Source organism: Pseudomonas sp. GW821-FHT07G06 (genome assembly GCF_058986625.1).
Window position 1 is genome coordinate 1 of record NZ_JBYSVW010000011.1, and the last position, 26,592, is coordinate 26,592.

The 26,592-nt window shown below is 61.2% G+C and carries 23 protein-coding genes and 1 pseudogene; 10 read left to right on the forward strand and 14 right to left on the reverse strand.

The window, feature by feature from the left end:
• Positions 1 to 200: 200 nt before the first annotated feature.
• The 3 genes from AC3WJW_RS18795 to AC3WJW_RS18805 all read left to right on the forward strand — a co-directional run bounded on the left by AC3WJW_RS18795 (position 201) and on the right by AC3WJW_RS18805 (position 3,131).
• Positions 201 to 1,307, forward strand: a complete 1,107-nt coding sequence (locus AC3WJW_RS18795) for a GGDEF domain-containing protein (RefSeq protein WP_493726959.1) — start codon at positions 201 to 203, stop codon at positions 1,305 to 1,307.
• The gene (locus AC3WJW_RS18800; RefSeq protein WP_493726960.1) at positions 1,300 to 2,235 is read left to right on the forward strand and encodes an iron-sulfur-binding ferredoxin reductase; all 936 of its coding nucleotides are present in this window, start codon (positions 1,300 to 1,302) and stop codon (positions 2,233 to 2,235) included. Before AC3WJW_RS18795 ends, AC3WJW_RS18800 begins: the two co-directional genes overlap by 8 nt.
• 146 nt (positions 2,236 to 2,381) lie before the next feature.
• The gene (locus tag AC3WJW_RS18805; protein ID WP_493726961.1) at positions 2,382 to 3,131 is read left to right on the forward strand and encodes an enoyl-CoA hydratase-related protein; all 750 of its coding nucleotides are present in this window, start codon (positions 2,382 to 2,384) and stop codon (positions 3,129 to 3,131) included.
• A gap of 147 nt (positions 3,132 to 3,278) precedes the next feature.
• Here AC3WJW_RS18805 and pyk read toward each other — a convergent pair whose 3' ends face one another.
• Positions 3,279 to 4,730: a pyruvate kinase gene (gene pyk / locus AC3WJW_RS18810; protein WP_493726962.1), complete on the reverse strand. Its 1,452-nt coding sequence runs from the start codon at positions 4,728 to 4,730 to the stop codon at positions 3,279 to 3,281.
• Between the two features lie 170 nt (positions 4,731 to 4,900).
• On the opposite strand from pyk, the gene AC3WJW_RS18815 reads away from it, so the two are divergent.
• Positions 4,901 to 5,284, forward strand: coding sequence for a tetratricopeptide repeat protein (locus AC3WJW_RS18815; RefSeq protein WP_015096630.1), 384 nt, complete (start codon positions 4,901 to 4,903; stop codon positions 5,282 to 5,284).
• A 234-nt stretch (positions 5,285 to 5,518) separates the two neighbouring features.
• A complete protein-coding gene (locus AC3WJW_RS18820) occupies positions 5,519 to 5,878 on the forward strand; it encodes a PilZ domain-containing protein (protein WP_095965416.1) in 360 nt (119 codons plus the stop codon).
• Between the two features lie 12 nt (positions 5,879 to 5,890).
• Here the strand turns inward: AC3WJW_RS18820 and AC3WJW_RS18825 are convergent, their stop codons facing one another.
• The 6 genes from AC3WJW_RS18825 to AC3WJW_RS18850 all read right to left on the reverse strand — a co-directional run bounded on the left by AC3WJW_RS18825 (position 5,891) and on the right by AC3WJW_RS18850 (position 12,705).
• Entirely contained in the window at positions 5,891 to 7,213 is a 1,323-nt protein-coding gene (locus tag AC3WJW_RS18825; RefSeq protein WP_493726963.1) for a DUF58 domain-containing protein, read from the reverse strand.
• 103 nt (positions 7,214 to 7,316) lie between these two features.
• Entirely contained in the window at positions 7,317 to 8,318 is a 1,002-nt protein-coding gene (locus tag AC3WJW_RS18830; RefSeq protein ID WP_493726964.1) for an AAA family ATPase, read from the reverse strand.
• Positions 8,315 to 9,478, reverse strand: a complete 1,164-nt coding sequence (locus AC3WJW_RS18835; protein ID WP_493726965.1) for a DUF4350 domain-containing protein — start codon at positions 9,476 to 9,478, stop codon at positions 8,315 to 8,317. Before AC3WJW_RS18835 ends, AC3WJW_RS18830 begins: the two co-directional genes overlap by 4 nt.
• Entirely contained in the window at positions 9,475 to 11,019 is a 1,545-nt protein-coding gene (locus AC3WJW_RS18840; RefSeq protein WP_493726966.1) for a DUF4129 domain-containing protein, read from the reverse strand. The genes AC3WJW_RS18835 and AC3WJW_RS18840 overlap by 4 nt, the downstream gene beginning before the upstream one ends.
• On the reverse strand, positions 11,006 to 11,983 hold the full coding sequence (locus AC3WJW_RS18845; protein WP_493726967.1) for a stage II sporulation protein M: 978 nt from the start codon (positions 11,981 to 11,983) through the stop codon (positions 11,006 to 11,008). The genes AC3WJW_RS18840 and AC3WJW_RS18845 overlap by 14 nt, the downstream gene beginning before the upstream one ends.
• On the reverse strand, positions 11,980 to 12,705 hold the full coding sequence (locus AC3WJW_RS18850) for an RDD family protein (protein WP_493726968.1): 726 nt from the start codon (positions 12,703 to 12,705) through the stop codon (positions 11,980 to 11,982). Before AC3WJW_RS18850 ends, AC3WJW_RS18845 begins: the two co-directional genes overlap by 4 nt.
• Before the next feature lie 187 nt (positions 12,706 to 12,892).
• Between AC3WJW_RS18850 and sbcB the strand changes: the two genes are divergently transcribed.
• Entirely contained in the window at positions 12,893 to 14,323 is a 1,431-nt protein-coding gene (sbcB, locus tag AC3WJW_RS18855) for an exodeoxyribonuclease I (RefSeq protein WP_493726969.1), read from the forward strand.
• A 100-nt stretch (positions 14,324 to 14,423) separates the two neighbouring features.
• On the opposite strand, the gene mvaT is transcribed toward sbcB, so the two are convergent.
• Positions 14,424 to 14,801, reverse strand: coding sequence for a histone-like nucleoid-structuring protein MvaT (gene mvaT / locus AC3WJW_RS18860; RefSeq protein WP_007933316.1), 378 nt, complete (start codon positions 14,799 to 14,801; stop codon positions 14,424 to 14,426).
• 336 nt (positions 14,802 to 15,137) lie between these two features.
• Here mvaT and purU point away from each other — a divergent pair, with 336 nt between their 5' ends.
• Together purU and AC3WJW_RS18870 are read left to right on the forward strand one after the other, a co-directional pair.
• Positions 15,138 to 15,986, forward strand: coding sequence for a formyltetrahydrofolate deformylase (gene purU / locus AC3WJW_RS18865; protein WP_007977367.1), 849 nt, complete (start codon positions 15,138 to 15,140; stop codon positions 15,984 to 15,986).
• Positions 15,987 to 16,072: 86 nt separating this feature from the next.
• Complete coding sequence (locus tag AC3WJW_RS18870; RefSeq protein ID WP_493726970.1) at positions 16,073 to 16,288, forward strand: hypothetical protein; 216 nt, start codon at positions 16,073 to 16,075, stop codon at positions 16,286 to 16,288.
• Between the two features lie 24 nt (positions 16,289 to 16,312).
• Here AC3WJW_RS18870 and gpgF read toward each other — a convergent pair whose 3' ends face one another.
• From gpgF to AC3WJW_RS18895, 5 genes and pseudogenes are all read right to left on the reverse strand, one after another.
• Positions 16,313 to 17,308, reverse strand: coding sequence for a glucosaminyl phosphatidylglycerol flippase (gpgF, locus tag AC3WJW_RS18875; RefSeq protein ID WP_493726971.1), 996 nt, complete (start codon positions 17,306 to 17,308; stop codon positions 16,313 to 16,315).
• Positions 17,305 to 18,081: an N-acetylglucosaminyl phosphatidylglycerol deacetylase gene (gene gpgD / locus AC3WJW_RS18880; RefSeq protein WP_493726972.1), complete on the reverse strand. Its 777-nt coding sequence runs from the start codon at positions 18,079 to 18,081 to the stop codon at positions 17,305 to 17,307. The genes gpgF and gpgD overlap by 4 nt, the downstream gene beginning before the upstream one ends.
• Positions 18,074 to 19,186: an N-acetylglucosaminyl phosphatidylglycerol synthase gene (gene gpgS, locus AC3WJW_RS18885; protein ID WP_493726973.1), complete on the reverse strand. Its 1,113-nt coding sequence runs from the start codon at positions 19,184 to 19,186 to the stop codon at positions 18,074 to 18,076. The genes gpgD and gpgS overlap by 8 nt, the downstream gene beginning before the upstream one ends.
• Positions 19,187 to 19,414: 228 nt before the next feature.
• The gene (locus AC3WJW_RS18890) at positions 19,415 to 20,179 is read right to left on the reverse strand and encodes a methyl-accepting chemotaxis protein (RefSeq protein ID WP_428608872.1); all 765 of its coding nucleotides are present in this window, start codon (positions 20,177 to 20,179) and stop codon (positions 19,415 to 19,417) included.
• A gap of 93 nt (positions 20,180 to 20,272) precedes the next feature.
• Positions 20,273 to 21,304, reverse strand: a pseudogene (locus AC3WJW_RS18895) (HAMP domain-containing protein); the annotation flags it as partial.
• Between the two features lie 188 nt (positions 21,305 to 21,492).
• Between AC3WJW_RS18895 and AC3WJW_RS18900 the strand changes: the two are divergent.
• On the forward strand, positions 21,493 to 22,971 hold the full coding sequence (locus tag AC3WJW_RS18900) for a helicase HerA-like domain-containing protein (protein WP_493726974.1): 1,479 nt from the start codon (positions 21,493 to 21,495) through the stop codon (positions 22,969 to 22,971).
• A 90-nt stretch (positions 22,972 to 23,061) separates the two neighbouring features.
• Here AC3WJW_RS18900 and AC3WJW_RS18905 read toward each other — a convergent pair whose 3' ends face one another.
• Positions 23,062 to 23,517 (reverse strand): DUF721 domain-containing protein, encoded by a 456-nt coding sequence (locus tag AC3WJW_RS18905; RefSeq protein WP_493726975.1) that lies wholly within the window; start codon positions 23,515 to 23,517, stop codon positions 23,062 to 23,064.
• Between the two features lie 307 nt (positions 23,518 to 23,824).
• Here AC3WJW_RS18905 and secA point away from each other — a divergent pair, with 307 nt between their 5' ends.
• A complete protein-coding gene (gene secA, locus AC3WJW_RS18910; RefSeq protein WP_493726976.1) occupies positions 23,825 to 26,560 on the forward strand; it encodes a preprotein translocase subunit SecA in 2,736 nt (911 codons plus the stop codon).
• Positions 26,561 to 26,592 lie beyond the last annotated feature (32 nt).

Sequence of the window (26,592 nt, forward strand, 5' to 3'; positions counted from 1 at the left end):
GTAGGAGCTGCCGCAGGCTGCGATCTTTTGATTTTGTTTTCAAGATCAAGATCAAAAGATCGCAGCCTGCGGCAGCTCCTACAGGGGAATCGGGTCTTCCCGAAAATTGAATGGTCATTTATCGGCCACGCCACTAAAGTGACATACGGTCTGTAGAGTAGGACGCTCTGTCAGTCTCCTTTCATTTGGTGAGTCAACGATTGACCCATAACGCCATCCAGCGCCTGTTGCTCAAACGTTTCGCCCTCGCGGCCGGCACCTATGCCCTGGCATTGCTGTTGCTGTGGCTGGCGTTTTTTACCGGTCACTACGATGCACCGATTTCCAGTGTCGCCATCGGCAGCGCACTGGTCGTGACCAGCCAGGCCGTCCTGTTCGCGGTGTTCTACAGCGGCTGCAACCTGCGTTTCGCCGACCCCAGCCTGACCGAGGCGCAAGTGTTGTTGGGGCTTGGCTGGCAAACCTGGCTGATCGCCCATCTGGACGAAGCCCGGGGTGCGTTCCTGGTGTTTTACGTCCTTATCCTGCTGTTCGGCCTGTTCCATCTGTCACGCCGGTCCTTTGTGCGATGCGCATTGCTGGTGTTCTTCAGCTTTAGTGCGATCACCCTGTGGGAGGGCTACCACTTCCAGTTGCCCGACCCAGCCATGGCGGTGTTGCAGGTGTGCGTGCTGTTCATCGTGCTGGTGTGGCTGGTGTTGTATGCCCGCTACGTCCAGGCTTCACGACAACGTATGCGTCAGCGGCGTTTTGCCTTGCAGGCGCACCAGGACACCTTGCGCGGGATGATGCGCCAGCTCGAAGACCTGGTGGCCACCGACGAACTCACAGGCCTGTTCAATCGCCGGCATTTCCTGCGCCTGGCTTCCCGCGAGTTGAACGCCATGGAAGCCGGTGTCGTGCATGGCCTGGCGCTGATCGACCTCGACCATTTCAAACGCATCAACGATCTGCACGGGCATGCCGCCGGCGATCAGGTACTGCAAGCCTTTGCCGGCGTTGCCACCGCGTGCCTGCGTGACAGCGATGTACTGGCTCGCTACGGCGGCGAAGAGTTCGTGGTGCTGCTGCCCGATTGCGATGCCGACAGTCTGACTTCGTGCTGCGAACGGCTGCGCATCGCCTTCACCGATGTCGAGTTGATCGGTCTGAATGTGCGCAATCTCAGCCTGTCCGCCGGCATGACCCTGCTGGAGCTGGGCTGCGACCTCGATGACGCGCTGCAACGGGCCGATCAGGCGCTCTATCGGGCCAAGCGTGACGGCCGCAACCGATGCGCAGCGGCGTGGGAGAACGTCGATGCCTGAGTTGCGGGTTGGCGAGCGCCTCTGGTCGGTAGCGGTGGGCAGCAATCTGCTCGACGCGCTGAATCAGAACGGCGTGCCGGTGCCTTACAGTTGCCGCGCCGGCAGTTGCCATGCGTGCCTGGTGCAGTGTGTGCAGGGCCTGCCGAGCGACAGCCGGCCGGATGCCCTGAGTGCGCAGCAGCGAGAACAGGGTTGGCGTCTGGCGTGCCAGTGCCAGGTGGTCGAGGACTTGCAGGTGCACGCCTTCGACCCGCAGGTCGATGGTCAACCGGCCGAGGTCGCCGCGGTCGATTGGCTGAGCACCACGGTGCTGCGCTTGCGGGTGAGCGCGCAGCGACCGTTGCGCTACAGCGCCGGCCAGCACCTGGTGTTGTGGGCGGGCAACGTGGCGCGGCCGTATTCCCTCGCCAGCCTGCCGCAGGAAGACCGTTTTCTCGAGTTTCATCTCGATTGCCGCCAGCCTGGGGAATTCAGCGATGCCGCCCGGCAAATGCGTATCGGCGATCCGATTCGCCTCGGTGAATTGCGCGGCGGTGCCTTGCATTACGATCCGGACTGGCACGCCCGGCCATTGTGGTTGCTGGCGGCCGGCACCGGGTTGGGGCCGTTGTTTGGTGTGTTGCGCGAAGCGCTGCGCCAGGATCACCAGGGCGCCATCCGTGTCATTCACCTGGCCCATGATGCCGATGAGCACTACCTGGCCAAGCCTCTGCAGGCCATGGTCGCCAGCCGTCCGAACCTGAGTGTCGAACTCTGGACCCCGGCCGAGTTGCCAGCGGCTTTGGCGCAACTGCGGCTTGTTTCCCGGCAAACCCTGGCCTTACTCTGCGGAGCCCCCGACAGTGTCGATGCCTTTGCCCGGCGCCTGTACCTGGCGGGACTGCCGCGCAATCAACTGCTGGCCGATGTGTTCCTGCCTCGTGGTTGAGCGCTGAATCCGCTGTTGTGGCGAGCGAGCTTGCTCGCGCTTGAATGCGCAGCGCTCACAGGTCTTTTGGACCGCTGCGCAGCCCGGCGCGAGCAAGCTCGCTCGCCACAATGAAATCTTCTGACCTCGCACCGCTGAGACCTGCCATGACCGATGCCATCCAAGTTGAACGCGAACGCGGCCTGTTGACCCTGCGCCTGAATCGCCCGGACAAGAAAAACGCCCTGACTCGCGCCATGTACAGCCAACTGGCCGAAGCGTTGAAACAGGCCGACAGCGACCCCGGGATCAATGCCGTACTGATCAGCGGTTCCGCCGAATGCTTCACCGCCGGAAACGACATCGCCGATTTCATCCAGCAACCGCCGACCGGCCTCGATAGCCCGGTGTTCCAGTTCATGCTCAATCTGCTCGAATGTCGCAAACCGGTGATCGCCGCTGTGGCCGGGGCGGCGGTGGGCATTGGCACGACGATGCTGCTGCATTGCGATCTGGTCTACGTCAGCCGCGATGCGCGCCTGCGCATGCCGTTCGTCAATCTCGGGTTATGCCCTGAGTTCGGTTCCAGCCTGATCCTGCCGCGCTTGCTCGGGCAGGCCAAAGCAGCGGAGTTGTTGCTGCTGGGCGAAGGTTTCAGCGGTGAACAGGCGGCTGCCTGGGGCATTGCCAATGAAGCCTTGGGCAGTGGCGAAGAGGCCCTGGCCAAGGGGCGGGAGATGGCCTTGCGCTTTGAGTCGCTGCCGCCGGAAGCGGTGCGGATCAGCAAGCAACTGATGAAAGCGCCGGATCGGGAACTGTTGCGCAAGGTGATTGAAGAAGAGGGTGCGTTGTTTACCCAGCGGTTGCGTTCGCCGGAAGCGTTGGCAGCGTTGACCGGGTTCATCAAGCGGCATTGAATTTGAAAAGATCGCAGCCTGCGGCAGCTCCTACAGGGGTACGCATTCCATGTAGGAGCTGCCACAGGCTGCGATCTTTTGATGTTCAAAACATAAAAAAGCCCCGCCATTCACATGGCGGGGCTTTGTTTTTCAGCAACCGGTCACTCAGACCATCGGGTCGCCAACGTGCAGGATCTTCATGCCGTTGGTGCCGCCGGTGGTGTGGTAGCTGTCACCCTTGGTCAGGATGACCCAGTCGCCTTTCTGTACTACGCCGCGCTTGACCAGCTCGTCGATCGCCTTCTGGCTGACTTCGTTCGGCGCCAGCGAAGCCGGGTCGAACGGGATGGTGTACACGCCACGGAACATCGCCGCGCGAGCCTGGGCTTCGCGGTGCGGGGTGAACGCGTAGATCGGCACCGAGGAACGGATACGCGACATGATCAGCGGGGTGTAGCCACTTTCGGTCAGGGCGATGATCGCCTTCACGCCCGGGAAGTGGTTGGCGGTGTACATGGTCGCCAGCGCAATGCTCTCGTCGCAGCGCTGGAACTCCTTGCCGATGCGGTGGCTGGAGGTCTTGCTGGTCGGGTGCTTTTCGGCACCGACACAGATACGCGCCATGGCCTGAACGGCTTCCAGCGGGTACAGGCCTGCGGCACTTTCGGCCGAGAGCATCACGGCGTCGGTGTAGTCGAGCACGGCGTTGGCCACGTCGGACACTTCGGCTCGGGTCGGCATCGGGTTCTGGATCATCGACTCCATCATCTGGGTCGCGACGATCACTGCCTTGTTGTGGCGGCGTGCGTGCAGAATGATCTTCTTCTGGATGCCCACCAGTTCGGCGTCGCCGATTTCCACACCCAGGTCACCACGGGCAACCATCACCGCGTCGGATGCCTTGATCAGGCCGTCGAGGGTTTCGTCATCGGCCACGGCTTCGGCGCGTTCAATCTTCGCCACCAGCCAGGCAGTGCCGCCGGCTTCGTCGCGCAGTTGACGGGCGTACTCCATATCGGCGGCGTCACGCGGGAAAGACACCGCGAGGTAGTCGACTTCCATTTCCGCAGCGAGCTTGATGTCGGCCTTGTCTTTTTCAGTCAGGGCCGGAGCGGTCAGGCCGCCACCGCGACGGTTGATGCCTTTGTGGTCGGACAGCGGGCCGCCGATGGTCACGGTGCAGTTCAGTTCGGTGGTGGTGGCGGTATCGACGCGCATCACCACGCGGCCGTCGTCGAGCAGCAGCTCGTCACCTACGCCGCAGTCCTTGACCAGGTCCGGGTAGTCGATGCCGACCACTTGCTGGTTGCCTTCGGTCAGGGGATGGCTGGTGGAGAAGGTGAATTGATCACCGATCTTCAGCTCGATCTTCTTGTTGGCGAACTTGGCGATACGGATTTTCGGGCCTTGCAGGTCACCCAGCAGGGCGACGAAGCGGCCGTGCTTGGCGGCCAGATCACGCACCAGCTTCGCGCGAGCCTTGTGCTCGTCGGGGGTGCCGTGGGAGAAGTTCAGGCGGGCGACGTCCAGGCCAGCCAGAATCAGCTGTTCGAGAACTTCCGGCGAGTTACTGGCCGGGCCAAGGGTGGCGACGATTTTGGTACGACGGACGGACATGCAAAGACTCCTGAGTTCAAGCGCTGAGTGAGGCTACTATGCTCCGAAGGTGTAGTCATTGTTCGTATGCACTACTTTTTTCTTTCTTTATTGAACCTGACAACTTTGCGCCAGGCAGCCTGAAGATTTCCGCCCACGGGTCGATACAGCGTTCAAGACAGGAGATCCCCATGCGATTCGTACTCATTGCTGCCCTTGCCGTCGGCGCCCTCAGTGCCACGGGCTGCACCCGTTGGGCAATGAACCATCACTTGAACAATGCCTACAGCGCCTATGACCGGGGCAATTGCGAGCAGGTGATGCTCGAACTGTCCAAGGTCGAACGCGACAGCCGCGCGCGGCCTTACGTGTGGCCGGAAGTGTCGATGATGCGCGGCCAGTGCCTGGAGCGGCAGAAGATGTTTATCGACGCGGCCCAGACCTACCAGTTCATTATTGCCGCCTATCCGCAAAGCGAATACGCCTACCGCGCCCGTGCCCGCCTGGAAACCTTGCAGAGCCTGGGCCACTACCCGCTGCGCAGTGCCGCGGCGGTAAAACCGACGCAGTTCTGATGGCCGGCGGGCAGTCCATCGCTGGCTCCCCGGCGGCGGTGAGCTATAGTCCAAGGAACCGGTTCTAGAGCCTTGCCTCTGAACCGGGGCAACACCTGTGACCGGCATAAGCAGGACTCAGCGCCGTAAGGACTGGCGCACCGGGAACGGGGAGAGCGGGCCACTACTCAATGCGCACCCGTTCCGAAGCAGTAGTGCGGCTCTGCTTAAGAGCCTTGCATAGCGAAAACGCACATGTTCACCGACCGCCGAATCGAGCGGCATCAACTGCCGTATTTCCTGAAAGTGTTCAACGGCATCACCGGCAAACCCATCGGCTACCTGGGCAATGTCTCCGAAGACGGGCTGATGCTGATCAGCCAGCTGCCGATGATGATCGGCGCGGACTTCAACCTGCGCCTGAAAATACCAGCCACCGAAGGCGGCCAGCGGATCATCGACCTGCAGGCCTGTTGCCTGTGGTGCCACGAAGACGCGACCCCCCAACATTACGACGCCGGTTTCAGCCTGCAACGGGCACCGCCGGAGTATGGGCAATTGGTGAGGGCGTTGAAGCAGTACTTCAGTTTTCAGTCGTTGCCGGCTTCGGCTTGAGGTCACTCAGGCTCAAGCTCTTTTCCAGCCCAGATACCGCGTCACCAACGCCGCCCCCAACTCGCCGGGTAACGCATCCATCACCAACACTCCATGGGCGTTCAAACGCTCATGGAGTTCGGCGCGTGCATTGAGGTAGTCCACGGTCCCGCAATAGGCCAGCGCCTCGGGCAAGGTCTGTACCGGTGACTGACGCAGGGTGTCGAGCACGTCCTCGCGAAGGCTCGCGACCAGCACCTGGTGCTGCTGGCTCAGGCGCTTGACCGCCGGGAGCAACTCAGCGTCGTCCTCTTCGCGCAGGTTGGTCACCAGCACCACCAGTGCCCGGCGTTTTTGCCGTGCCAGCAGTTGCGTAGTGGCGGCTTGGTAGTCGGCGCTGCGTTGGCTGCTGTTCAAGTCATAGACGCTATTGAGCAGTGTGTTGAGATGGCTGGTGCCTTTTACCGGCGCAAGATAGCGCGGCTGTTCGCTGGCAAAGGTACTCAGGCCCACCGCATCGCCCTGACGTAGCGCGACGTAGCTGAGCAGCAAGCAGGCATTAAGCGCATGGTCGAAGTGCGACAGCTCGCCGTCCTGGCTGCGCATGTGCCGGCCGCAGTCGAGCATGAAGATGATCTGCTGGTCGCGTTCGTCCTGATACTCTCGGGCTATGGGTGAGCGCTGGCGGGCGGTGGCTTTCCAGTCGATCTGACGCAGGCTGTCGCCTTCGCGAAACTCCCGTAGCTGATGAAACTCCAGACCCAGGCCTCGACGCTGGCGTTGGCGTACACCGAGTTGGCTGAGCCAGTTATCCACAGCCAGTAACTGGCCGCCATAGAGGCGGGCGAAGTCGGGATAGACGCGGGTGTGGTCCGCGACATCGAGAATGCGTGTGTCGGACCACAAACCCAATGGGCTCGGCAGGTTGATTTCGCAGTGCTCAAAACTGAAGTGTCCGCGCTTGAGCGGACGTAGCCGGTAGTCGATTCGGCTGTGCTGGCCCGGTTGCAATTGGACAGTCAGCGGCAGGTGTTCGAAGTCCAGGCCCGAGGGGACATGGTCGAAGATCTGTACGCTCAGCGGTTGTGAAAAGTCGTGCTCAAGGATCAGTTGCACATCGCTCCAGCGACCGAGGGCCAGACTGCCGGGTATCTCACGGCTCAGCCGGGGCGAGGGTAGTCGCTTCAGCCGAAAGGCATCGAGCAGGGCCAGGACCAGCAATGCCAGGAGCAGTCCCCAATTGATCTGCGTGACGCTCGCCGGCATCGCCAGCTCCAGTGCCTGCAGACTGCCGAGCACGATGCCGATGGCCAGTAGCGAGGTTAACCAGATCAAGAGCAGGCGCGAGGGCTTCATGATTGGGCACCTGAAAGATCGCAGCCTGCGGCAGCTCCTACAACGATCGTGTACACCTGTAGGAGCTGCCGAAGGCTGCGATCTTTTCGTTTCTGCACGGGTTTCACTGCCGCGGCGCCGGTACTTGGTCGAGCATCTGCCGGAGCACCTGATCGACATCCAGCCCTTCGATGTCCAGCTCCGGCGCGATGCGCACGCGATGACGTAACACGGCCAGGGCGCAACCCTTGATGTCGTCCGGAATCACGAACTCACCGCCGCGCAGCAGCGCACGGGCACGGGCGCACCGTACCAGCGCGATGGACGCGCGCGGGCCGGCGCCGAGGATCAGTCCGGGCCAGCTGCGGGTGGAGCGGGCCAGGCGCACGGCGTAATCGAGCACCTGATCGTCCAGCGCCAGGTCACTGGCGATGCGTTGCAGGGCCAGCACATCCCTGGCTTGCAACAAGGTGCGCATCGGTTGGACATCGAGCATGTCGGCCCGGGTCGAGCGGCTGACCTGACGGACCATGTCCAGCTCTTGCTCGGCGTCCGGGTAATCCATGCGCACCTTGAGCATGAAGCGATCCAGTTCGGCTTCCGGCAGCGGGTAAGTGCCTTCCTGCTCGATCGGGTTCTGCGTGGCGAGCACCATGAAGGGTTGCGCGATCGGCAATGGCTGGCCTTCGAGGGTGACTTGCCGTTCCTGCATGGCTTCGAGCAGCGCCGCCTGGGTTTTCGCCGGGGCGCGGTTGATCTCGTCGGCCAGTAGCAGGTTGGTGAACAGCGGCCCCTTGCGCAGTTTGAATTGCTCGGTCTGCAAGTCATACACCGCGTGCCCGGTGACGTCGCTGGGCATCAGGTCCGGAGTGAACTGGATGCGCGCGAACTCACCGCCGAAGCAGCGGGCGAGGGCGCGTACCAACAGGGTCTTGCCCAGCCCCGGCACGCCTTCGAGCAATACGTGGCCGCCAGCGATCAGCGCGGTCAGCACGTCGTCGATCACGCTGTCCTGGCCAATCACGGCTTTTTGCAATTCCTTGCGTACGGCCTGGGCCAGATGGCCGGCACGCTGACGTTGTTGAGCGGCATGGCTCGCTGCGTCGGGTTCGATCGGTTGACTCATAAGGCATTCCTCAGGGATTGCAGGTGGGCGACCTGACGGCTGAATTCAACGCTGGAAAGCCGTTGGTTCGGACGCGGGCTCATGGCCTGGCTGATAGCGCGTGTGGGTTGGCCGGTCAGGCGTGCGAGCACCAACCATTGTTCGGCGACGGCAAGTTGTTCAAAGCCGGGATGGCGACGTCGCACGCGCCGCAGGATGTCTTGCTGCAAGGCTTGCAGGAGGCCGGCTTGACCGTTGTGGCGCAACAGGAAGTCGGCACTGGCGCGCAGATGCTCCTGCAGTTGCCGGCGTGCTTTCGGTTCCGGCTCCAGCAACGGCCCCTGACGCACGCCAAAGTGCCAGAAACCCAGGACGATCAAGGCGAACAACGCGACCAGCGCCTGGGGGAAGTAACGCAGCAGCAAGGTCGGCAGGCTGTCGTGATCGGTGTTGAAGATCAGCGTCACGCGGGTGTCGGCGGTCAGGTACCAGAGCAGCCAGGCGTTGTCGTATTGCTCGACGGCCGGGGTTTTCCACAGGTCGGCATCGGTGACCACGATGATCGAACCGAGTCCGTAATCGAGTTGCATCATGTGCGTTGCCCTGGCGCTGTTGGCCCAGGCCTGGGCGAGGTTTTTCGGGTCCTCGAGATGGAAGGCGGTATCGAAACCGGCATAGGCCGGGGCGTCTTCGTCTTCCAGATAGAGCTTGGTCAGTTGTGGGTAAGGATCGTCACCGACATCCGGTGGCGGCTCCTTGAGGTCTTTGCTCAAAGACTGGCGCAGTTGTACCCGGTCAAGCAGCAGGTCATTGCTGTGGCCGAGTTTTTCATCCCACAACGACTCGGCGACGAACAGCAGCCGCCCACCGGCCCGGGTCCAGTTCATCACCTGATCGATCTGCCGTGGCGTCATGTTGTAGCGGTCCCCGAGCAATAACAGGCTGTGTCGATGCGGATCGAGACTGGGCAGGATGTCCAGGCCGTTGGCGTGATCGACACTCAGGCCTTGCCGACGCAGGAACAGCTGCGCCGCCAGGTAAGGGTTGGCCCTGGCTTCGGGAGAAGGGCCGTGGTCGATTTCGACCTGATAAGGGCTCGCCTTGAGGTACAGATAAACACCCAGCGCCGCCACCAGCACGGCGAGCAGCGCAATGGCGATCGTCCCCCGGTGCCGATTCAATGGAGCGCCTCCGGATCGAACAACACGCGCCAGCCGTCACACAGTTCCTGTCGCACCTGTTCGTGGGGCAGGCGGTGACCGTAGGCCATGCCTTGCCAGTGCCCGGTCAGGCTTTTGCTGTAGGCCAGCAAGGCCGGTTGCTGTAATTGCTCGATGCGCTGCAGCACCTGTCCTTCAGTGTCGGCGGCCTCGAGCGCGATGTTGAAGTCGTGTGACAGGCGGCTGAGCAGGGCGCGATAGAGCAAGCCGAGGGCTTCGCGCGGATGGCTCTGCCAGAGGCTTTCGGCGTGGGTGGCAATGTCGGCGGGCAGGGACTCGGGCTTGAGGTCCAGGCCAAACGCCTGCTGCGGCAAGGGGCGCACGGCTTGGGCGCCGAGGGGCGGTCGCCGGCTGACGAACGCCTGCACCCAGTCGCGATAGCGCCAGATCAACAGGCCGACAGCACCGATGACGATGCCCCACAGCGCGATTTCAATCAGGTTCGCCAAGGCTCTGAAGTGCTGCCCCTCAAACAGCTGCAACAGGGACTTCAGCCATTGCGGTGTCTGCCCGTCGCCCGATGCATCAGCGCCCCCCGGGTCTTCGCTGAAGCGATAGCGTGTCACCGCTTCCCGGTTCTTGAAGGGCGGCTGTTCGAGGATCGTCTTGATGCTGTCCCTGGCGACCTGGGTGTTCAGGGGCTGGTCCAGCAGGCGCGGGCTGTCGGGTGAAATGGCCGGTTCGGCGGCCCACACGCTGTGTGTCGGTGACATCAGCAACAGCACGGCGATCAACAGCACGCTGCTCGCACTGATCAGGCGCTGGCGCATCCGGCGGAACACCAGTTCGATGTCCCAGGCCTCCAGCACGGTGCGCCGGTTCAGATAAAGGCTGAAACCGCAGGCGACATAGATCGGCTCCCAGACCACCAGCACCAGTGCATAAAACAGGTTGGTCAGGTGTTCCAGCCAGCGCCAGTCCTGGGTGGCCGCAGAGATCAGCGACTGCCAGCTCCAGTCCAGCGCGACCTGTTGTGGCAACAGCAGATAGAACAGCACCATCAAGCCGATCCACAGCGCGCCTTCCAGGTGCGCGCCGATGATCGTCAGCCAGCGTGCGGCGCCGGCGTCCCGCTGCAGCAGCACCTCTAAACGCTGCTGGCGTTGTTGTCCGTCGAGGCCTTCGAGTTGCGCCACCGGCATCACGAAACTGCGCTGCAGACTCAGGCGTCGCCAGGTCAGGCTGGCCAGCAATTGCCCTTTGAGCAGCCGCGGCCATTGCCGCAGGGCCTGTTTGAGTGTGGGGGTTTCGCCGAACATGGCTTTGGACAGGATGTATAACGGCAAGCGGTCGAATGCCGGTTTCAGCCACCAGAAAATCAACACGGCGAGAGAAGGCGAGTCCCAGAGCCCCCAACAGAGCAACGCGAATACCGGCAACGTGAGCAACGCCCAACTGGTCATCAGCAGGCGTCGGTGGCGCTGGCTCAGGAGCACGCCGAGGTCCATGGCTTCCCAGGTCGAGCGCGGGCGAATGACCACGCTGGCGTCATTCAGGCGCATGGCGGCGACGTCCGGCGAACACGAGATAAACCAGCACCAGCAACCAGAGCGCCGCGCCGACCAGGTACTTGGTCTGGGGCGACGGGCGAGTCATCGATGACCAGTAGGCTTCGATAAACGCCGCGATCAACAGAAACAGCATGACCCCGCAGATCAGCAGCACGCTCTTGCGCGCCGCCAATCGCAAGGACTCGGCACGGGGCAGGCGCCCGGGGGCGACCAACGCCCAGCCCAGCTTCAGACCGGCGGCGCCCGCCAGGGCGATGGCGCTGAGTTCGAAGGCGCCATGGCCGATCACGAATGACCAGAAGGTCTGCCCGTAGCCGACGTAGGTCAGGTGCCCGGCCACCGCACCAATCATCAGGCCGTTGAAAATCAGGAAGAACACGCTGCCCAGGCCAAACAGCAAACCGCTGGCGAAGGTCTGAAAGGCAATGCCGATGTTGTGCATGATGTAGTAACCGAACATCACCCAGTCTTCACTGGCGGCCCGTTCCGCCGTGCGCCCGAGGTGACCGGCAACGGGGTCGTACATGCTTTGCATTTCGCTTACCTGCTCGGCGGGGATCAGGTTGTAGATCAGGTCCGGGAACAGGTACACCAGCAGCGCGAAACCGGCCAGGCTGACAAAGAACATCAGGCTGGCGGCGAGCACGAAACGCCACTGTTCGCGCACCAGGCGCGGGAAATCCGCGAGGACGAAAGCCAGCGCATTGGCCCTCAGGCGACTGCGGTGACGGTAAAGCTGTTGATGCCCGCGCAGCACCTGTTGCTGCAACGAATCGATCAGAAAACTGCTGTAGCCACGCTCCCGTGCCAGTGCCAGGTGCTGGCAGAGGCGTCGGTAATCCTTCGGGAAACTACCAGCGTCGGTGGCCTTGCCGTCCCGTTCCAATTGCTCGAGCAGCCCAGAGAAACGTTCCCACTCGGCCTTGTGCCGACGTTCGAAAAGGCTTTGCTTCATGTTGGCCCCAACAAGCCGCGGGCGATGCCGTTGAGCTCGGTCACCGCCTGCGGGGTCGGGACTTGCAAGGGTTGGGCGAGAATGGCGGCCAGTTCATCGGCCCGCGCCCGGGAGAGTTCGCCCTGGCGTTCGGCAAACCCGAGAATGGCCCGTTGCTCGCTGAGCGTCAGGGCAAATGCCGTGCGGCGGGGCTGGGCTTCGGGGAGTTCGGGGCGGCTGTGCGAGTGTTCGCGGTAGATCACCAGGGTCCCGGCGGCGATATCGCCAAGGCGCTTGAAGTGGGGGTGTTGCAGGCAACTGATGGCCCCGAGGAAGTAACCGAAGGGGAGCAGGTCGACAACGCGCAGCAGGTTGCGCAGCAGCGACGCGGACCAGCCGACCGGTGTGCCATCGTCGTGCACCACCCGCAGCCCCATCCATTGCTTGCCCGGCGAGCGACCCTGGTTGAGCACCTCGAACAGCACCATGTACCACCAACTCACCACGAACAGCAGGATCGACCCGAGCCCGGCGCCCAATTTGCCGAGCATCGCCAGCGCAATGAACAGCACACCGAGGACCAGGCCGCGCAAACCAAGATCGAAGGCGAACGCCAGCGCACGAACCATCAACCCGGCCGGGCGCAGTGGCAGGTCGACGCCCTCCGGCGTTTCGACCTGGTACCGCGTGTCCAGTGGCGGTGACAGCGGAGCATTCCGTGGCTGTGCTGTGGTCTCGAGCATGGGCAACCTGATGATGTGGCCTGGATCGGGATTGTGTATCCATTCGATGCTAGCAGCCTATACGGGGGGAAACGACATAACTATGTATTGCATGGTGAGCCGGGCAAGCTGCTGGAATGACAAGACTACTGGCCGTGGCGGGAGGTGAACGCCTAGACTTTGCCGATCTTCAGTTCAGGAATCGCCCGTGACCTCCATCTTCTGGTACGACTACGAAACCACTGGCATCAATCCCCGTTGCGACCGTCCGTTGCAAATGGCCGGCCTGCGCACCGACGTCGATCTCAATGAAATCGACGAGCCGGTCAATCTTTACTGCCAGCCCAGCGACGACATCCTGCCGCACCCGGCCGCGTGTGCGATCACGGGAATCACGCCCGGGCAACTGCAGGCGCAGGGCTTGAGCGAAGCCGATTTCATGACACGGGTGCATGCCCAGCTCGCGGCACCGGGCACCTGTGGCGCGGGGTACAACACGCTGCGTTTCGATGACGAGATGACCCGCTACAGCCTGTACCGAAACTTTTTCGATCCTTATGCGCGGGAATGGCAGGGCGGCAACAGCCGCTGGGACCTGATCGATGTGGTGCGCGCCGCTTATGCCTTGCGTCCCGATGGCCTGCAATGGCCGACGGACGACGAAGGGCGGGTCACGCTCAAGCTCGAACGCCTGACCGCGGCCAACGGCATCGATCATGGCAATGCCCACGAGGCGCTGTCGGACGTTCGCGCGACGATTGCCCTGGCGCGCCTCATTCGGGAGAAACAACCAAAGCTCTACGCCTGGCTGTTTCAACTGCGCAGCAAGCAGAAAGTCATGGACCAGATACGCCTGCTGCAACCGCTGGTGCATGTTTCCGGGCGCTTTTCGGCGGCGCGCAGCTATGTGGGGGTGGTGTTGCCGCTGGCCTGGCACCCGCGCAACAAGAACGCCCTGATTGTCTGTGACCTGCACCTCGATCCCCAGGGCCTGCTCGATCTGGATGCCGAAAGTTTGCGTCAGCGCTTGTATACCCGCCGCGACGAACTGGCCGAGGGGGAATTGCCGGTGCCGTTGAAGTTGATTCATATCAACAAGTGCCCGGTAGTGGCCCCGTTGTCGGTACTTCGCCAGGAGGATCAGCAGCGCCTGGGTCTGGACATGGCGCTGTATCAGCAGCGAGTGCTGCGGCTAAATGACGCGCGGAAAGTTTGGCTGGATAAAATCCTGGCAATTTATGCCCGCGAAGAATTTTCCCAGAGTGAGGATCCGGAGCAACAGTTATACGATGGATTCATCGGTGATCGGGATCGGCGCTTGTGCGAACAAGTCAGAACCGTTGACCCGATGCAGTTGGCACAAGAGCAGTGGCCTTTCGATGACGAACGCTTGCCTGAATTATTGTTTCGATATCGCGCACGCAACTTTCCCGATACGTTGAATGCCGAGGAGCAAGAGCGCTGGCGAATATTCTGTCAGAAGCGTTTGTCAGACCCCGGATGGGGGGCGCCAAATACCCTCGAAAGTTTTCTAGAGGCCGCGGCCCAATTGAGCGTTAGTGCCACTCCGTTTCAGCAGGGGGTGCTCGGTGAGTGGCAGGATTATGTCCAGGGACTGCGTCAGCGTTTCCATCTTTGAAATCGAACCTGCCGGTGCTTAAACACCGCGCATAAAAAAACGCCAGCATTTGCTGGCGTTCTTTTTTTGTCACGGATCCATCTGCGACAAGCTCTGAGGCTTAGCCCAGCAGGGTAGCCCAGCCTTCTACCACGTCACCGCCCCACTTGGCTTTCCACTCTTTCAGAGTCTTGTGGTTGCCACCTTTGGTTTCGATGACTTCGCCGTTGTGCGGGTTTTTGTATTGTTTAACTTTGCGAGCACGCTTGGTGCCGGTAGTTTTCACTGCACCACCGCGTGGTGCCTTGGTTTTCGACTCTGGATCCAACAGCGCGATGATGTCACGCAGGGACTTGGAGTATTCACCCATCAAGGTGCGCAGTTTGCCTTCGAATTCCAGCTCGGTTTGCAGTTTGTCGTCTTGGGACAGGTTCTTCAAACGGGCTTGCAGCTCTTTGATAGCTTCTTCGGTGGCGCGATATTCGTTGATCAAGGACATGGGAACTACCTTATGTTGTACGCTGGATGGCAGGTGACAGTGCGGCAATAATAGTCACGGTGTTTCATCAAGTAAACATATAAGCCAACTTTATTTAATTTAGTTGCCGTGTCTTGGGCGCACATTGGTAATGCCGTTATTAGTGTGATCCCGGTCCGTCAGATATACATAATTTAACAATTGCCCGGCACCGCTAGAGCATCCGGACGAACCGGCACGGGTGTTGACCGTCCAGCCGCATCGACCTTCCGGCAGGGCGAAACGTCAACAATACTGCAGTTTTGCTGCGCAATCGCTAGAATGGCGGCCTTTGCGAAGTTCTGGAGTTTCCCCCTCATGCGCACTTTTCGTCTGGTGATTTCTTGCCCGGACCGTGTTGGCATCGTTGCCAAAGTCAGTAACTTTCTGGCATCACACAACGGTTGGATCACTGAAGCGAGCCATCACTCGGACAATCTCAGTGGCTGGTTCTTCATGCGTCACGAAATCCGTGCCGACTCCCTGCCATTTGGTATCGAAGCGTTGCGCGAAGCCTTTGCCCCGATCGCCGAAGAGTTCTCGATGGACTGGCGCATCACCGATACCGAACAAAAGAAGCGTGTGGTGCTGATGGCCAGCCGCGAGTCGCACTGTCTGGCCGACTTGCTGCATCGCTGGCACAGCGATGAACTGGACTGCGAAATCTCCTGTGTGATTTCCAACCATGATGACTTGCGCAGCATGGTGGAGTGGCACGGCATTCCGTACTACCACGTCCCGGTCAATCCCCAGGACAAGCAGCCGGCTTTCGCCGAGGTATCGCGTCTGGTCAAACAGCACGACGCCGAAGTGGTGGTGCTGGCCCGTTACATGCAAATCCTGCCGCCCGAGTTGTGCAGCGAGTACGCGCACAAGGTGATCAACATTCACCACAGCTTCCTGCCGTCGTTCGTCGGTGCCAAGCCGTATCACCAGGCCTCCCTGCGCGGAGTGAAGCTGATCGGCGCGACTTGCCACTATGTGACCGAAGAGCTGGATGCCGGCCCGATCATCGAGCAGGACGTGGTGCGTGTCAGCCACAGCGACAGCATCGAAGACATGGTGCGTTTCGGCCGTGATGTCGAGAAGATGGTGCTGGCCCGTGGCCTGCGTTATCACCTGGAAGACCGGGTGCTGGTGCACGGCAACAAGACCGTCGTCTTCTGATAGACGCACGACGCGGTTGAAATTCGAAGGGCCTGGGCGTTCAATCGCTCCAGGCCCTTCGCCGTTTCTGCACCGAGGACATGACCATGGCCGATCCACTGGACAAAGCCACATCCAGGGCGCCCGCCACGCTGGGCGAGGGTTGCCTGAGCCGCTACGACCCGGATGACATGGGGCCTGAAGACGGTACGGAGTTTCCGGGGGCGGCCGAGTTGTGGGAGCAGCTGCAGCAGGAGTCTGACGAATTAAAAAGATCGCAGCCTGCGGCAGCTCCTACAGGGGGAATGCGTGCCATCATGTAGGAGCTGCCGCAGGCTGCGATCTTTTCAGGCCTGCCTGATTTTCATCAATTTCATCAGCAGCGGCCGCCCCAGCATCAGCAAAAACACCGGCCCACCGACCAGCAAGTAGAAGTAATACGTCACCGCCCGCCAGATCAGAATCGCCGCGGCTGCCGTGGATTTCCCGACCATGGGGGCCAATAGCGCTGCCGACGTCAGCTCCGCCGCCCCGGCTCCGCCCGGCAGAAGGCTGAATTGCCCGGCGCTGAGCGCCAGCATCTGGATCAGAAAACTCCAGGCCCACTGCAAATCCGCGCCGAGTCCGCGCAACGCCAGATAGAGCACGCTGTAGCGCAGGAGCCAATGCACACAAGTCAGGACGAATACCTTGATCAAGGTCTGCGCGGGCAATTTCAGCGTGTCGGTAAACGCCGCCAGAAACTGCAGGAGCTTGCGCGCCCAGCGCATTCGCGTGGCCGCCTTGACATTGACTCGGGCGAGCCATCGACCGCTCAGGCGAATCAACGAGCGGTGATAGCGGGCGACCATGGCGCAGGTAATCAAGCCGCCGAACAGCGAGACAGCGCTGACCATCAGCATCCATTCCATGCGCTGGCTGAGGTGCTGGAACAGGGCGTAAACAAGGATCCCGCTCAGGGCGCAGAGGAAAAACAGCAAGTCGCTCAGTTGGTCCATGGCAAACACGGCACTGCCCCTGGCCGGACGCACGCCGTGACGCGCCAGCAACGCCATGATCGTCAGCGGCCCGCCGCTGCCGCCTGGCGTGGCACAGTAGGCAAATTCGGCGGCCATCACCACGCCAAGGCTCCTGAGCCGGCCCACCTTGTGGCATTGATCCCCCAACAACAGGCGCAAACGCAGGGTGTTCACGCCCCAGCACAGCAGGATCATGCCGAACATGATCAACAGCCACGGCAGCGGAAAAGCGCTCAGCCGGGAGCCGATTTCGCTGCCGCCCAACAGCAGTGGAATCAGCACCGCCGCGAGCAGGCCGACGAGCAATAGCAGGGCGCGACTCATGCGGCACAGCCCATTCGGTTGTTTTGCAGCGCCAGCCACTGGGACTTGGTCATCGGAACGCGTCCTTTATCGAGCAGGCGCTCAAGGGTTCGAAGCCAGTATCGGTGCGAGAACTCGTGGCGCATGTCCACCGGGTGCAAGCCCAGGCGAATCACCGGTGCGTGCTCCCAGCGTTGTTCACGGCGGTCGTTGACAAGCTTCGATACACCCCGGCGCCAGGCACTGCGCGCACTCCAGACCAGCCCTGGCGCCTCGATCGCGGTGAAATCCGGTAAACGGTATAGATGCTGCGAGTCGCTGGTGTAACTCAGCGGCAGTTGGCGCAATGCCTGGCGAGTGCCCTGGCTCATCAACCAGGCCGGGGCGACGAACCCTTCCAGCGGCCAGTCATGCCGGTGGAACATTTCGATGCCCGAACGCAGGCGGGCGAGAGCGTCTTCTTGAGACAAACGATAAAACTCGCCTTCGTGGGTGTAGACCCGACGCAGGAACCAGTCGCGGGGATTGAGGGTCATCGGCCCCTCGTCGCAATGGAAATAGCCATGCAGTGCCAGTTCGTCGCCCCGGGCGAGCCTGGCACTGAGCTGGCGGCAAAACGACGGATGGGCGTCCAGGTTGTTGTGTTTGTGGTAATCCGGAACCACCAGCCAGGTGATCGGCACGTCCCCCAAGGCGTCGACGGCTTTGACGAACGGTTGGTAATCGGCCCAGGTGGGTGGTGCCACGTCGTGCAGCACCAGCAGTAAAGCGGGCCTGTTCATGGACTCAACCATTGGCTGTCAGCGGCCATTGGCTGCCGAGCACGGCGTGGTAGTGGCACAGCAAACTGGTGACCACCGTGTCCCAGGCGTAATGTCGTTCGACATGTAACCGCGCTTGGCGGCCCAGCGCTACGCTGCCCGAGCCGAACAGTTCCCGAACAGCGGTGGCCATCGCGGCTGGATCGTTCGGCGCGCAGAGCCGGCCGCAGTCCTCGGTGACGATTTCCTCGAAAGCCCCGGCCGCCACGGCCACCACCGGAATACCGCTGGCCATGGCTTCGAGTATCACCAGACCGAAGGTTTCCTGATCGCCGGCGTGCAGCAATGCGTCGGCGCTGGCCATCAGGCGGGCCACCTGCGGCGCCGGGCAGAACTGGTCGATCACCGTCACATTGGACGGCACGGCCGTCGGCATCGATGAGCCAACCAGCAGCAGGTGATAGCGTCGGCCCAAGCGTTTCATGCAGTCGAGCAACACTGGCAGGTTTTTTTCCTTGGAACCGCGCCCGGCGAAGATCAGCAGCCGGGTGTTGTCGTCCAGGCCCAACTCGGCCCGCAGTCCGGGGTCCCTGACATCGGGATTGAAGGTTTGCAGGTCGACACCCAGCGGTTGCACGAACACATTCCTGACCCCAAGCCCGGTGAGTTTGTCGGCCATGACCCGACTGGGCGCCAGGACCCGGTCGAAGTTGCCGTAGAGCTTGCTGACATAGGCCTCGACGTTGTTGGTCACCCAGTTGCCCATGCGGTTGCTGACCAGCAGCGGCAGGTCCGAGTGGTAGAAACCTATGACCGGTACATCGAGTTGCCGCCGTGCGTCCAACGCTGCCCAGGCGGTGAGGTAGGGATCGCCGACCTCGATCAGGTCAGGTTGCAAAACCTGCAGGACATTGCGCCAGGGCGCGAGACGCAGCGGGAAGCGATAGCCTTTGCCGAAGGGCAGGGCAGGGGCCGGAACGGTGAAGATGCCATCCTGTTCGCTCAAGGACGATCCGGGGATCAGCAGACTGTGACGAATGCCCGGCTTTATGCCCAGGCGACGGTGCTTTGCATCCAGATAAGTGCGCACGCCACCGCTGGCAGGGGCGTAGAACATGGTGATGTCAGCGATATGCACGATGAACGATCCTCCGGTCCCGGTATTCCCTTGGTTGACCTTTATGAAGGATAGATGTTCGGTTGGGGTTGTGCGGGTGGGGTGTCAGCGGGGAGATGTATCGTTTGACAGGCCGCCTTCGCGGGCAAGCCCGCTCCCACAGTGGATCTCGGTCGTACACAAAGTTTGTGTCCACTGAAGATCAAATGTGGGAGCGGGCTTGCCCGCGAAGGGGCCCGCAAGAGCGCCTCAGATCCTGAAACTGCCCACCAACTGCTTCAACCGCGCCGCCTGCTGCTCAAGGTCCGAGCACGCGCGCAAGGTCGATTGCAGGTTTTCCACGCCTTCCTGGTTCAGCGTGTTGATCTCGGTGATGTCGACGTTGATCGACTCCACCACGGCGGTCTGTTCTTCGGTCGCGGTGGCCACCGACTGGTTCATGCCGTCGATTTCCCCGATGCGTAACGTCACGCTGTTCAGACGTTCGCCGGCGAGGTTGGCGATTTCCACACTGTCCTGGCTGTGACGCTGACTGTCGCTCATGGTGCTCACCGATTCCCGGGCACCGACTTGCAGCTCCTCGATCATGGTTTGCACCTGTTGCGCCGACTCCTGCGTGCGGTGTGCCAGGTTGCGCACCTCGTCCGCCACCACGGCAAAACCCCGACCGGCTTCACCGGCACGGGCGGCTTCGATCGCGGCATTGAGTGCGAGCAAATTGGTTTGCTGGGAAATGCTGGTGATCACTTCGAGAATCTGCCCGATGTTCACCGTTTTGCTGTTCAGCGATTCGATGTTGGTGCTCGAGGCGCTGAGCATGCTCGACAGTTGATTCATCGCCACGATGCTGCGGTCCACCACTTGCTGGCCGTCTTCGGCCAGGCTGCGGGCATCGCTGGCCTGGCTCGAAGCTTGAGCTGCGTTACGGGCGATTTCCTGGGCTGCGGCGCCGAGCTGATTGATTGCGGCCGCAACGCTACTGGTGCGCGAGGCTTGCTGGTCGGAGTTGAACATCGACGAGTTGGAAGCCGCGACCACGCGCAACGCCACTTCGTTGACTTGCCCGGTGGCCGAGGACACTTCGCGGATCGAGCCGTGAATGCGCTCGACGAAACGGTTGAACGCGGTGCCGAGGGTGCCGAATTCGTCATTGTTCTGGATGGTCAGGCGTTTGGTCAGATCACCTTCGCCGTCGGCGATGTCGGCCATGGCGCGGGTCATGACGTGCAACGGCTGGATCAGGATGCGAATCAACATGCCGAGGAGGGCGATGATGATCGCCACGGCAATGATGGTTGCAACCACAGCCGAGGTGCGGAACTCGCTGAGCATCGAGTAGGCTTTTTCCTTGTCGACCGACAGACCGATGTACCAGTTGACCGAAGGCAAGCCCTTGATCGGAGTAAAGCTGACAATGCGGGTCTTGCCGTCGACGTCCACTTCGCTGAAGCCGTTGCCGATGCGCGGGGTGTCTTTCGGATACGCCTCGCTCAGGGACTTCATCACCAGCGCTTTGTCCGGGTGAACCAGGATCTTGCCGTCGGCGCTGACCAGAAACGCGTAGCCCATGCCATCAAAGTCGCGGGCACTGAGGGTGGCGATCAGGGTTTGCAGGCTCAGGTCGCCACCCACCACACCGACGCTCTGTCCGGCTTTTTTCGAAGCCGTGGCCATCGAGATGATCAGTTGACCGGTTGCCGCATCGATGTAGGGTTCGGTCAGGGTCGGCGTGCTGCTGTTTTCGGCGCCTTTGTACCAGGGGCGAACACGCGGATCGAAACCGTCCGGCATCTTCGCGTCCGGACGAATGGTGAAGTGCCCGGTGGCGTCACCCAGGTAGGACGCCATGAAAGTCGACGTCAGGGTTTTCTGCTCAAGCAGGCTGGCGACATTGGCTTGTTCGGGGTTGATGGCGATGTTTTGCGAGAGGTTCTCGATCAGCAAAATACGCCCGGCCAGCCAGGTCTGGATGTTGTTGGCGGTGACGTCACCCATCTCGTTGAGATAGTTATCGAGGTCCTCGCGGATGGCATTGCGCTGCAAATAGTCGTTGTACAGCGTGAATGAGGCGAAGGCGGCAATAACAATGAGGGCGGCGGCAAGCAGGATTTTATGGCTGAAACGCAGATTTTTGTTCATGGCTTGGGGTTCCGCTAAGGTCTTAATGTCCAGCGCGTGCTTTTATAAAGGGACGCACGACGGGCAAGGTTGAAAGCAATTGAATTTTCCGACTCTCCTTAGGGAAATTTCCTACCAGATCGTGTCTGACTGCTTTGTCGTTATCTCTATCGGCCGTGTAGGACCAAAGATTAATCATGGGTGACCAAATGCCTGACTCACTGCAACTCGTTATCGGCGCCGACCTCAAGGGGCAGCCGATTGCCCAGGCCATGCGCCTGGCGAATCGCCACGGTTTGATCGCGGGCGCGACCGGCACCGGAAAAACCGTGACGTTGCAACGAATGGCCGAAGCGTTCAGCGATGCCGGCGTGGCGGTGTTCGCCGCCGACATCAAGGGAGACCTGTGCGGCCTTGGCGCCGCAGGCAACCCCCAGGGCAAGGTCGCCGAGCGGATTGCCGGTATGCCGTGGCTCAACCACAAGCCTCAGGCTTATCCGGTGACGTTGTGGGACGTACAGGGCCAGTCCGGTCATCCTTTACGCACAACCTTGAGTGAAATGGGGCCGCTGCTGTTGGGCAGCCTGCTGGAACTGACCGACAGTCAGCAGTCGGCGCTGTACGCGGCGTTCAAGGTGGCGGACCGTGAAGGCCTGTTGTTGCTCGATCTCAAGGATCTGAAGGCGCTGCTCAATCACCTGCGGGACAACCCCGAGTTGCTGGGCGACGATGCGGCACTGATGACCACCGGCTCCAGCCAGGCGCTGCTGCGACGTCTGGCGACCCTGGAGCAGCAGGGCGCCGATGCCTTGTTCGGCGAGCCGGCGCTGCAACTCGAGGACATCCTCCAGCCCACTGCCGATGGCCGCGGGCGCATCCATTTGCTGGATGCCAGCCGTCTGGTGCATGAAGCGCCGAAAGTCTACGCGACGTTCCTGCTGTGGCTGCTGGCCGAGCTGTTCGAGCAACTACCGGAGCGTGGCGATGCCGACAAACCCTTGCTGGCGCTGTTCTTCGACGAGGCCCACTTGTTGTTCAACGGCACGCCCCAGGCATTGCGTGATCGCCTGGAACAAGTGGTGAGGCTGATTCGTTCAAAAGGCGTGGGCGTGTATTTCGTCACCCAGTCGCCGGGTGACCTGCCGGATGATGTGCTGGCTCAGTTGGGCTTGCGCATCCAGCACGGTCTGCGTGCGTTTACCGCCAAGGAGCAAAAGTCCCTGCGCGCAGTGGCCGAAGGTTTCCGGCCGAATCCGGCGTTCGATACGTTGTCGGTGTTGACCGAACTCGGGATCGGCGAAGCACTGGTCGGCACGCTGCAGGAAAAAGGCACCCCGGAAATGGTCCAGCGGGTGCTGGTCGCGCCGCCGCAATCGCGGATCGGGCCTTTGACCGGTGCCGAGCGTACGGCGCTGATTGCCGGTTCGCCGTTGCAGGGTCGCTATGACAAGCCGATTGACCGCGAATCGGCCTATGAAGTGCTGATGGGGCGCAAGGGCCTGGCGCCCGAGCCCGAAGCGAAGCAGGGCAAACAGGAACCGAGTTTCACCGAACAGGCGGGTGAGTTCCTCGGCACAGCAGCTGGGAAGGCGCTGAAATCGGCGATGCAACAGGCGGCGAACCAGCTTGGCCGACAGTTGGTGCGCGGCTTGATGGGCTCATTGCTGGGCGGCAGCAAACGCCGTTAATGTTAATAGAGCAAAGGATCGCAGCCTTCGGCAGCTCCTACAGGGATCGGTGTAGGAGCTGCCGAAGGCTGCGATCTGTTGATCTTGTGTTTAAGCTTTGGTCTTGGCGTGCGCCGCCAGTCGCTCCAGCGCTGCCCGCAGATTCGGGTCGCTGATGCCGTCGGCCGTGGCCTGGATGGTCGCGGCCGCATCGTCCGACAGATCCATGGTGTGCCCGGTCGCGCCCCGCTGGACGGTCGGTGGCTGCACCTTGAACAGGATTCGCGTCAGGTTGGCAAACTCGTCGAACAGTTGCAGTTGCCGCTGCAGGCGCTTCTGCTGGTAGCGCAGGCGGGTTGCCCAATGGCCGTCGGTGACAATCAGCAACAAACTGCCTTCGCGCCAGGACGCCACGTGGCAATGCTCGCGAGCAGCGGGTTGCAATTGGCTTTCGAGCAAACGTTGCAAATGACCCAGGCGTTGAGCGTGGCCTAGAATGGCTTTCAGCGGCTTGGCTTCGCGTAGTAGAACGGCGGGTACTTTGGCCGTAAGTGGGCGAAATGCCATGATCAGACACCTGAAGTAACAGAGCCGCCATGGTAGCAGAAAGCACCGGATGCACCCGCCCATTGCTTTTGTGGGCGCTTTACCCATTAAATCAACAACTAACTTCTGCCTTGAACGGCTTGAAGTTGAGCAAAACGCCCCTATTTTAAGTGAGCCCCGTCAAAGCGCTGTGCCAGCATCGTGGAATATCGCCACTTTCCTCACCACCGTTTCCGGGTAGAATGCTCGTTCGCATGCGGCCATGAGGGCTGCACGGGCGACTCACGGGGCCGCCCTCCATCCCTTTAGTGTGGAAGATCCTGCCGATATGTTTGCGCCTTTGTTAAAGAAACTTTTTGGAAGCAAGAACGAGCGTGAAGTCAAACGCATGCTCAAGACGGTGCAACTCGTCAATGCCTTCGAAGAGCAAATGGTGGCCCTTTCGGACGATCAATTGCGTGCCAAGACCAGCGAGTTCAAGGCCCGCATCGCCAAAGGGGAATCCCTCGACAAGCTCCTGCCAGAAGCCTTTGCGGTCGCCCGCGAAGCCGGCAAGCGTGTCATGGGCATGCGCCACTTCGATGTCCAGCTGATCGGCGGCATGACCTTGCATGAAGGCATGATCGCGGAAATGCGTACCGGTGAAGGCAAGACCCTGGTGGCAACACTGGGCGTTTACCTCAACGCGCTGTCCGGCAACGGCGTGCACGTTGTGACGGTGAACGACTACCTGGCCCGCCGTGACGCCAATTGGATGCGCCCGCTGTATGAATTCCTCGGCCTGACGGTCGGCGTTGTCACGCCGTTCCAGCCGCCGGAAGAGAAGCGTGCTGCCTACGCCGCCGACATCACCTACGGCACCAACAACGAATTCGGGTTCGATTACCTGCGCGACAACATGGCGTTCAGCATGGAAGAAAAATTCCAGCGCGAACTCAATTTTGCCGTGATCGACGAAGTCGACTCCATCCTCATCGACGAAGCCCGTACGCCGCTGATCATCTCCGGTCAGGCCGAGGACAGCTCCAAGCTGTACATCGAGGTCAACAAGTTGATCCCGCAGCTCAAGCTGCACGTTGAAGAAGTCGAAGGCGAAGTGACCCAGGCCGGTCACTACACCATCGACGAGAAGACCCGTCAGGTCGAACTCAACGAAGCCGGTCACCAGTACGTCGAAGAAACGCTGACCCGCATCGGCCTGCTGGCTGAAGGCGAAAGCCTGTACTCGGCGCACAACCTGAGCCTGCTGACTCACGTCTACGCCGGCCTGCGTGCGCACAAGCTGTTCCATCGCAACGTCGAATACATCGTGCAGGACGGTCAGGTCGTACTGGTCGACGAACACACCGGCCGCACCATGCCGGGTCGCCGGTTGTCCGAAGGCCTGCACCAGGCCATCGAAGCCAAGGAAAACCTGAACATCCAGGCCGAAAGCCAGACGCTGGCGTCGACCACCTTCCAGAACTACTTCCGTCTGTACAACAAGCTGTCCGGCATGACCGGTACGGCCGACACCGAAGCGTTCGAGTTCCACCAGATCTATGGCCTGCAGGTCATGGTGATTCCGCCGAACAAGCCGCTGGCGCGTAAAGACTACAACGACCTGGTGTTCCTGACCGCCGACGAGAAATACGCGGCAATCGTGGCCGACATCAAGGAAAGCATGGCCGCCGGTCGTCCGGTGCTGGTGGGTACCGCCACCATCGAAACCTCCGAGCACATGTCCAGCCTGCTCGTGAAGGAAGGCATCGAACACAAGGTTCTGAACGCCAAGTTCCACGAAAAGGAAGCCGAGATCATTGCCCAGGCCGGTCGCCCGGGTGCACTGACCATCGCCACCAACATGGCCGGTCGTGGTACCGACATCCTGTTGGGCGGTAACTGGGAAGTGGAAGTGGCTTCCCTGGAAAACCCGACCCCTGAGCAGATTGCCCAGATCAAGGCCGACTGGCAGAAGCGTCACCAGCAAGTGCTCGAATCGGGTGGTTTGCAGGTGATTGCGTCCGAGCGTCACGAATCGCGCCGTATCGACAACCAGCTGCGTGGTCGTGCCGGTCGTCAGGGCGACGCCGGTTCCAGCCGTTTCTACCTGTCGCTGGAAGACAGCCTGATGCGCATCTTCGCCTCTGACCGGGTGAAGAACTTCATGAAGGCCCTGGGCATGCAGCCTGGCGAGGCGATCGAGCACCGCATGGTGACCAACGCCATTGAAAAGGCCCAGCGCAAAGTTGAAGGTCGCAACTTCGACATCCGCAAGCAGCTGCTCGAGTTCGACGACGTCAACAACGAACAGCGTAAAGTGATCTATCACATGCGTAACACGTTGCTGGCCGCCGACAACATCGGAGAGACCATCGCTGACTTCCGTCAGGACGTGCTCGACGCCACCGTCAGCGCACACATTCCTCCGCAATCGCTGCCTGAGCAGTGGGACGTGGCCGGTCTGGAAGCTGCGTTGCAGAGCGACTTCGGTGTGACACTGCCGATCCAGCAATGGCTCGACGAAGACGATCACCTGTACGAAGAAACCCTGCGCGAGAAGCTCATGAACGAGCTCATCGCGGCGTACAACGAGAAAGAAGACCAGGCGGGCGCCGAAGCGCTGCGCACCTTCGAGAAGCAAATCGTTCTGCGTGTTCTGGACGACCTGTGGAAAGACCACCTGTCGACCATGGACCACCTGCGTCACGGTATCCACTTGCGTGGTTATGCCCAGAAGAACCCGAAACAGGAATACAAGCGCGAGTCGTTTACCCTGTTCTCCGAGTTGCTGGACTCGATCAAACGCGACTCGATCCGTGTGCTGTCCCACGTTCAGGTTCGCCGCGAAGATCCTATCGAGGAAGAGCAGCGCCTGCGCCAGGAAGCCGAGGCATTGGCCGCTCGAATGCAGTTCCTGCATGAAGAAGCTCCAGGTCTGGATCAACCGGAAGTGCTGGGCGAAGAGGTCGATGTGGCTCTGGCCGCTGCCCCGGTTCGCAGCGAGCATAAGCTGGGTCGCAATGAGCTGTGCTACTGCGGTTCGGGCAAGAAGTTCAAGCATTGCCACGGGCAGATCCAGTAAAACCCGTTTCAATCGCTGAAATACCCGCGCCG